The sequence below is a fragment of the Deinococcota bacterium genome, assembly GCA_030858465.1.
Taxonomy (GTDB): Bacteria; Deinococcota; Deinococci; order Deinococcales; family Trueperaceae; genus JALZLY01.
This window is the reverse complement of sequence record JALZLY010000306.1, coordinates 1-6309: the sequence shown is the minus strand read 5'-3', so window position 1 is coordinate 6309 and position 6309 is coordinate 1. Positions and strand designations below refer to the sequence as shown.

The 6309-nt window shown below is 60.9% G+C and carries 9 protein-coding genes; 4 read left to right on the top strand and 5 right to left on the bottom strand.

The annotated features are described in order from the left end of the window. A partial coding sequence (locus M3498_15295; protein MDQ3460646.1) for an IS701 family transposase occupies nt 1-156 on the top strand: 156 nt, incomplete at its 5' end. Between the two features lie 10 nt (nt 157-166). Here the strand turns inward: M3498_15295 and M3498_15290 are convergent. Continuing rightward, the gene (locus tag M3498_15290) at nt 167-466 is read right to left on the bottom strand and encodes a hypothetical protein (GenBank protein MDQ3460645.1); all 300 of its coding nucleotides are present in this window, start codon (nt 464-466) and stop codon (nt 167-169) included. A 258-nt stretch (nt 467-724) separates the two neighbouring features. Here M3498_15290 and M3498_15285 point away from each other — a divergent pair, with 258 nt between their 5' ends. From M3498_15285 to M3498_15275, 3 genes are all read left to right on the top strand, one after another. Further along, nucleotides 725-1057 (top strand): hypothetical protein, encoded by a 333-nt coding sequence (locus M3498_15285; GenBank protein MDQ3460644.1) that lies wholly within the window; start codon nt 725-727, stop codon nt 1055-1057. Nucleotides 1058-1250: 193 nt separating this feature from the next. After that, the gene (locus M3498_15280; GenBank protein MDQ3460643.1) at nt 1251-1436 is read left to right on the top strand and encodes a PspC domain-containing protein; all 186 of its coding nucleotides are present in this window, start codon (nt 1251-1253) and stop codon (nt 1434-1436) included. A gap of 275 nt (nt 1437-1711) precedes the next feature. Beyond that, a complete protein-coding gene (locus M3498_15275) occupies nt 1712-2362 on the top strand; it encodes an NAD(P)/FAD-dependent oxidoreductase (protein MDQ3460642.1) in 651 nt (216 codons plus the stop codon). Nucleotides 2363-2459: 97 nt separating this feature from the next. On the opposite strand, the gene M3498_15270 is transcribed toward M3498_15275, so the two are convergent. From M3498_15270 to M3498_15255, 4 genes are all read right to left on the bottom strand, one after another. Then, on the bottom strand, nt 2460-2951 hold the full coding sequence (locus M3498_15270; GenBank protein ID MDQ3460641.1) for a ferritin-like domain-containing protein: 492 nt from the start codon (nt 2949-2951) through the stop codon (nt 2460-2462). Between the two features lie 143 nt (nt 2952-3094). Continuing rightward, the gene (locus tag M3498_15265) at nt 3095-4780 is read right to left on the bottom strand and encodes a M14 family metallopeptidase (protein MDQ3460640.1); all 1686 of its coding nucleotides are present in this window, start codon (nt 4778-4780) and stop codon (nt 3095-3097) included. A gap of 345 nt (nt 4781-5125) precedes the next feature. Beyond that, the gene (locus M3498_15260; protein ID MDQ3460639.1) at nt 5126-5602 is read right to left on the bottom strand and encodes a GNAT family N-acetyltransferase; all 477 of its coding nucleotides are present in this window, start codon (nt 5600-5602) and stop codon (nt 5126-5128) included. A gap of 161 nt (nt 5603-5763) precedes the next feature. Then, a complete protein-coding gene (locus M3498_15255; GenBank protein MDQ3460638.1) occupies nt 5764-6174 on the bottom strand; it encodes a PIN domain-containing protein in 411 nt (136 codons plus the stop codon). Nucleotides 6175-6309: the final 135 nt, after the last annotated feature.

Here is a 6309-nt window from a genome sequence, read left to right as displayed (position 1 = left end):
GTTTTCGCTTCTATCTACGCCTTTGTAAAGCTTGAAGTGATGCGGGTCGAAGTCAAACTCAACCACTTCGCTTTGCGCTCGAAACTCTACCTCAAAGCCCTTCAGGCATCTTTCGACGAACTAAGACGCCTCAAGGCTATAGCAGGGCTTGCGTAAGGTAAGCGGGTCAGTAGACGTCGCCGAGGCCCCGCCCGCGCCCCTTGAGGAGCTGCATCGGGTTACCGCGCTGGGAAGCCATCAGGTACCAGGCGGTGGCGCCGACATGAAGCTGAGGGAAGTACGAGAAGCCGTAGCCGGTATCGATCGTGCTCGAGGCGGCGACGACGCCCATACCGCCCGGAATCGGCTCGCCGCCGACGGTTTGCCCCCGGCCCAGTTCGGCCTGCGCCAGGCGAAGGTTATCCAGGTAGAAAGCGGCCTGCTCCCGGTCGCCGCGCGCGCCCCGGGCGAGCAGCGCGGCGGCCATGTGCGCCGTTCCCTCGAGCTAGACGGCGTCCAGAGATGTCAAATCCCGGACGCGCGAAGGCTGCTCGAGATGACGGGGCACGAGGTTTGGCAAGCCATATAGTTGTTTGGCAGGACGTAGTGTCGGGGTCTTTCTCGAGAATCCGCCCGGGAGCATGTCGATCGACAGGGTGGCGCGGCTGAAACCGCTTTCTGCCAGGATCCCCTCCTTGCCCGACACCCCCTCGAAAACCTCGGACGGGCTATACTGCTAGCTGCTGTGTTCAAGAACCCGACCGACCTTGCCTACACGAGAAGCCCGCTCGAGGCGGCGGGTTTTTACCTCATCTACCTTTTCGTGTTTCTCGCTCTTAGCGCCTTGGTCTCCTTTCTTGTCTTCAACGTCGTAACCAATGACGCGGAACTGGCCTTCAGGGTGAGCAGGTTCGTTGGCGGTCTGGCCGCGACGGTCCTGTCGATGGCTCTTTTGCAAGCGAAGAACCTGACCAAGCGCTTCAGCCTAGTCACGATCGCCTTCCTCTCGGGTATCATCACGCTCTTTTTCGGAGGTTTTTTTGGTCTGCTCGTTCCGGCCTACCTCTCTACCCGGTAAGACAAGAACCGACCCTGAGCGAGCAGCCACAAGCCACGTCCCAGGCGCTCTTGGCTCGGTTTGCTCCTCGAGGCTTTGGAGCCGGGGAAACTTTGCTCGTTGGTCCCTTCGAAAGGTTGTCTTAGAGAAAGCCTAAAGAGCGCCTCTTGATCCAAGGACAGCCAACACGCCACCAGGCTGCTAAAATGAACTCATGAGCACCAAGCGACTCAAGAGAAGCAAAAAGGAGCGCATCATCGCCGGGGTTTGCGGCGGCCTGGCCGAGTACTACAAGATCGACGCCTCGATGATCAGGATCGCCTTTGTCCTGGCCTTCGTGTTCGCCGGCATCGGCCTCCTGCCCTATCTCGTGCTCTGGCTGATCATGCCGGAGCGTTAGCAAGGCGAAGTACGGCGGATGAGCGAACAAGCCCTCTGGGACTGCATCATCGTCGGAGCCGGACCGGCCGGTCTCTCGGCGGCCATCTATATGGGCCGCTTCCGGCGCAAGACGCTGGTCGTAGACGACGGCGACGGCCGCTGGAGCTACGGCCAGCGCAACGAGAACTATCTGGGCTTTCCCGGCGGCGTCGGCGCGCGCCGCCTGCACGCCTTGGGCCGCGCCCAAGCCGAGCGCTTCGGCGCGAGCTTCAAGGAGGGCAAGGTGACGCGCGTGTGGCCCTCGCCGGAGGGCTACGCGCTCAGCCTAGCGGAGGCGACCTGTGCGGCCGCACCGTCATCTGGGCGGCGGGCGTGCGCGATCACTGGCCCAGCTTTGCGGGGGCAAGGCGTCTCGTCGGCAAGCGGCTCTTCTGGTGCATCGCCTGCGACGGCTGGCGCACCCTGGGCAAGCGCATCCTCGTCTTCGCCGACCGGGCCGACTGCGAGGGGACCGTCTTGCAGTTTCTCAGCTACACGCGCGACATCACCGTGCTCACTCAAGCGGGCAGCGCACTCGAGGCGCTGAAGCCAGCGCTCGAGGCCGAGGGCGTCCCCGTCTTGACGGGCAGCGTGAAGCGGGTCAGGGCCGAGGCCGAGGCCCCGCTCGCGGTCGAGCTGGCGAACGGCCCGAAACTGGAAGCCGATTATCTCTTCAGCCTCCTGGGCAGCACGCCCAGGGTAGCAGCGCTGGCGGAGTTGCCGTTGGAACTCAGTCCGGCGGGGCATATCTGCATCGACGACAAGAACCACAGCAGCCTGCGTGACTTTTTCGCGGCGGGCGACGTTAGCGACAAGCACAGCCACCAGGTGGTGAGCGCCGCCCACGAGGGCGCGATGGCCGCACAGGCCGCCAACCACGTTCTATACGAACGGATTAAGCACTAATTAAACACTGACGTGACCTCTGTCTCACGAAAAGAGAGCCGCACCGTAAAGTGCGGCCCTCGCGCCAGAGTGTTATGGCGCAGCTGTCCTGACTGCCTCAGGCGTTCATGGCCCGCTCGTTGATCTTGCTCTCGGCGATGCCGTTGAGCTTTTCGTCCGCCCTCTTCTCCTCGTCCAAGGTCTTCTGGAGAAGCTGAGCCGCGTCGTCGTGGCCGAGCAGCTTGGCGTAGTTGCGGGCGCAACCGTAGCCGGCCATCTCGTAGTGCTCGATGCGCTGGGCGGCGCCGATCAGGGCGGCGTCCATGACCTCGTCGGCGGCGCCCTCCTTCATGAGGTTCTGACCCTCTTTGATGAGGCCCTTGGCAGCCTCGCAGGTCTCACCCGTCAGGGTGATATTCAGCTTGCCGCCGATCTCTTCCAAGCGGCCGATCTGCTCCTGCGTCTCCTCGAGGTGGTTCTCGAAGGCTTGCTTGAGCTGGCTGGAAGTGGCCGCCTGGGCCATCTTGGGAAGCGCCTCGGAGATCTGCGTCTCGGCGCTGTAGAGGTCCTTGAGTTCGTGCTCGAACAGGTCTTGTAGGGAGTTCAACATCGTCTACCTCCAGTGTCTGACTTCGTATCTCACCGCCAAGCCAGGTTCATTCCAGCGCGGCGGCGCGACTGCGCGATACGCTGTGAGCTTAGTCCGTGTCCCGTAACAAAACCTTGACAGGGCCGGCTCGTCAACCACAGCGGCTAGTCCAGCGTGAGCTCGGCCCTCACCACCCCAGCCCGGTCGTGGCGCGCGACCAGGCTGACGCTGCCACCCTCCGGCGCATAAACCACCCACGCGAACTTGGCGCGGTCGGCGGTCGGGTCGGCGAGCCAGATGGTCGCGGCCGAGGGCTTGTAGGCGCGGCCCTCGAGCTGCCCGCCCTCTTCCCTCAGTTTGCCCGTCTTGAGAAGAGCGCCCTCGGGCAGGGTAATCTCCGTGACCAGGCCCCGGACCACCTTGCGCTCCACCGCCTTCTTGCTGACGTAAGAGGGTAGCCAGCCGCTGTTTTGCACGACCAGCGTGACCCGGTAATTGCCCTCACCCAGGGGCTCGGCCTTACTCTCTAAAAGCTCGAGCCTGGGCGAGATCAACAGGTGCCAGACGAGCCAGTCGGGAAAGAGCGCCAGCTCGCGCTCCAGGAACTCGGGTGGCGGGTTGCGAAAGGCGTACTGCGCGTCCCAGCCGCCCAACTCGATCGCGCCGAGCTGCGGGTGCTCGAACCCATACCAGTCGATGTAACCCTTGCCCTCCAGGGCGGTGTCATTCCACTTCAGCATCTTGAGATCGTCCGCTACGGGGTGCTCGCGGTACCAGTCGATGTACTTGTGGCCGGTGATACCCGCCTGCCGCTGCGGGCTCCAGATCTCGACCGTCCAGGCGTAGAGCCCGAAGTGGTCGTAGAGCCAGTCGTCGAAGACCCCGGAGATGACCTCCTTGGGGTGATAGCGGAAGTCGTGATAGACCGAGATGTTGGGGTAGCCCGTGAGCTCCGTGCCCTTCTCGCCGATCTTCTGGTAGGTCCAGAGGTCCTCGGCGGGAAAGCTCTCGTCGCTCTGGTGGCCGTAGGGGCGCAACAATACGCCGCTGAAGGTGTGAAAGGTAATCGCGCCGGTGAGGTTGGCGTGCTTGGCGATAAAGTCGACGACGGCCCGCACCTCGGGCTCCGAGGTGGGGTAGGGCCCCGCGCCCCGCTGTTCGCCCTCGGAGCGCCAGTTGCCGGGGAAGTTGCGGTTTAGATCGAGGCCCTCCTTGACGCGCTGAGGCTCGATCATGAAGCCGTCGTAGTCCTCGAGCCTGCCCTCGGGCAAGAGGCGGTAGTAGCGCCCGCCCGTCTCCGTGGGCTCGCGGCGCACCATCAGACGGGGCTCCTCTTCCGCCGCCTTCCAAGGGCCGTGCGGGTCTAGGATACGCATCATCAGCATGCGGCCGTCACCGTCGATGTCCTCGCTCACCAGGCCGCCGACGGGCTCCTCGTCGTAAGGGTAGGGCCGCGTCGAGGAGCGGATTACCTTGGGCTTGTCGGCCAAGGCCCACTCCGCCCCGTCGGGGTTGACGCGCGGGCAGATGTAAAAGGCCCGCGTGTCGAGGCAGCGGGTGACGGCCTCGTTCGCACCGTAGCCCCTCAGCAGCTTGTCGATGAAGTAGAGGCAGGCGCTGGACGGCGAGACCTCGGTGGCGTGGATGTTGCCGTCGATCCACAGGGCGGGCTTCTCCCCCGCCGGCCCTGTCGCGGTATTGGTGACGGTCACAAGCCAAATGTCGCGGCCCTCGTGACTCTTGCCGAGGCTGCTGAGCTGAACGAGCTCGGGGTGCTCCTCGACAAAACCGTTCAGGATGGCGCTCAGGTCGTCGTAGCGGTAGTAGCGGTCGAAGCGAAGTTCGGGCATGGTTCCTCTTTTCGGCCTTTGACAGAGACGAGTCGTTGGACTCGAGGATACACCCGGCGAGCCGCGGCTAAGCCTGCTTGGGTAAACCACAGGCCACCACCTCGAACCGCGTGACATACGCGCTCCTCTAGTTTCAGCAAGGTCATGAGGTTACAACCTTCTCGAACCAGACGCTGATTGAGCCGAATGAGCAGACGCCGTCTTTGGTCGTTGTTGCTCATTGTTGTGGAGTTAATCGTTCATGCGGTCTAACGGCCAAACTCAGCTGTCCACCAAAGCGCCAGCGGAGGCGGGTCGGCTGCAGCAGGGGTTAGCTGGCGGTGCGTTGTCATCGGACCCCTTCCACTACAGCCCTAATTCAAGCGTTAGATTTTTGGGGATGAAGCCCATCCTTTTGTAAAAGGATACGGCTCCTTCATTCGCTACGTATGCTGTCACACTTACCCTTTCTGCGCCCTGTTCCCGAACCCACTCTAGGAACCTGCTCACAAGTTGTTGGCCTACTTCCTGGCTTCGATGTTCCTCTCCAACGTACATACTTTCCAGCTCAGCTATTCTCACCGGACGCAAGCTTGAACTCGGCTTCAAATAGCCAACCAGATAGCCAATCGCCTGCCCTTTCCTTTCGGCCAGCATCCCTATGCTCTTCTCGCTGTGGAGAAGTTTCGTGACGTAGTCTTCCCCTTCTTCGTGAGGCCAGTTGAGGTTCATAAAAGGGTCTCGCTGACCAGCATCTTCCTGAAAGAGGGCATGGTTCAGTGCAACAATGATCGGCACATCCGCTTCGGCCGCTCGCCTGATCGTATTACCTGCTTCAGCCACTGGCAACCTCCTTGGCATTGCTTCGCCAGCCAACAGCTAAGCTCAACGGCGCGCCCTTTTAGCATACCGGCCAAGAACAAGACATGGGAAATATTCGATGTGCGCGTGGGCGCGTCCGTTGCAGCGTGTGGTTAGGCCGCTGACTCTGGTATTGGCAGAGCTTACCAAAGGACATCAAGAACCCCTGCATCAGTGATAGCCTCATCTTTGGTCAACATCTTCACCACGTGACCCAAATCTCGTAAATGCAATCCCGTACTAACAATGAACCTGTCGTGCAATTCGGGAATCTTTAGCCCTTCAGGCGTTTGACTACGATCAAAGACTTCGAGAGTAAGAGGATAAATTTCAATACGAGGATCTTCGTACACTGCATGCAGGAATGGCTGTACGTCTGGAATAGTTGTGCGTCCTCGTTCAATGATAATGGTTGCTTCTGCCAAAGCGATGAGGGGCAGAACCATCTCGCTATCAATATGCTCCATGACTGCTTTAGCAGATTGGCTCAAACGCTTATTACTTTCCAAGAACCAAACCAAAGCGTGAGTGTCAAGAATGTACTTATTCGCCATCTAGCTGTTTGTTGGTCGGTTGCCACTCAGCAATAGTAAAGTCCTCTAGACTGGACATAGAGGCTTCAGCACCTGCGAACTCACCGAAGCGAATAAATGGCTGCGACTGTTCAGTAGGTGCGGGCGGTATAAGAC

Bases quoted from the DNA above. Each gene is read 5' to 3' on its own strand.
- M3498_15290 (MDQ3460645.1), bottom strand. From the start codon at position 466: ATGGCCGCCGCGCTGCTCGCCCGGGGCGCGCGCGGCGACCGGGAGCAG.
- M3498_15280 (MDQ3460643.1), top strand. From the start codon at position 1,251: ATGAGCACCAAGCGACTCAAGAGAAGCAAAAAGGAGCGCATCATCGCC.
- M3498_15270 (MDQ3460641.1), bottom strand. From the start codon at position 2,951: ATGTTGAACTCCCTACAAGACCTGTTCGAGCACGAACTCAAGGACCTC.
- M3498_15265 (MDQ3460640.1), bottom strand. From the start codon at position 4,780: ATGCCCGAACTTCGCTTCGACCGCTACTACCGCTACGACGACCTGAGC.
- M3498_15255 (MDQ3460638.1), bottom strand. From the start codon at position 6,174: ATGGCGAATAAGTACATTCTTGACACTCACGCTTTGGTTTGGTTCTTG.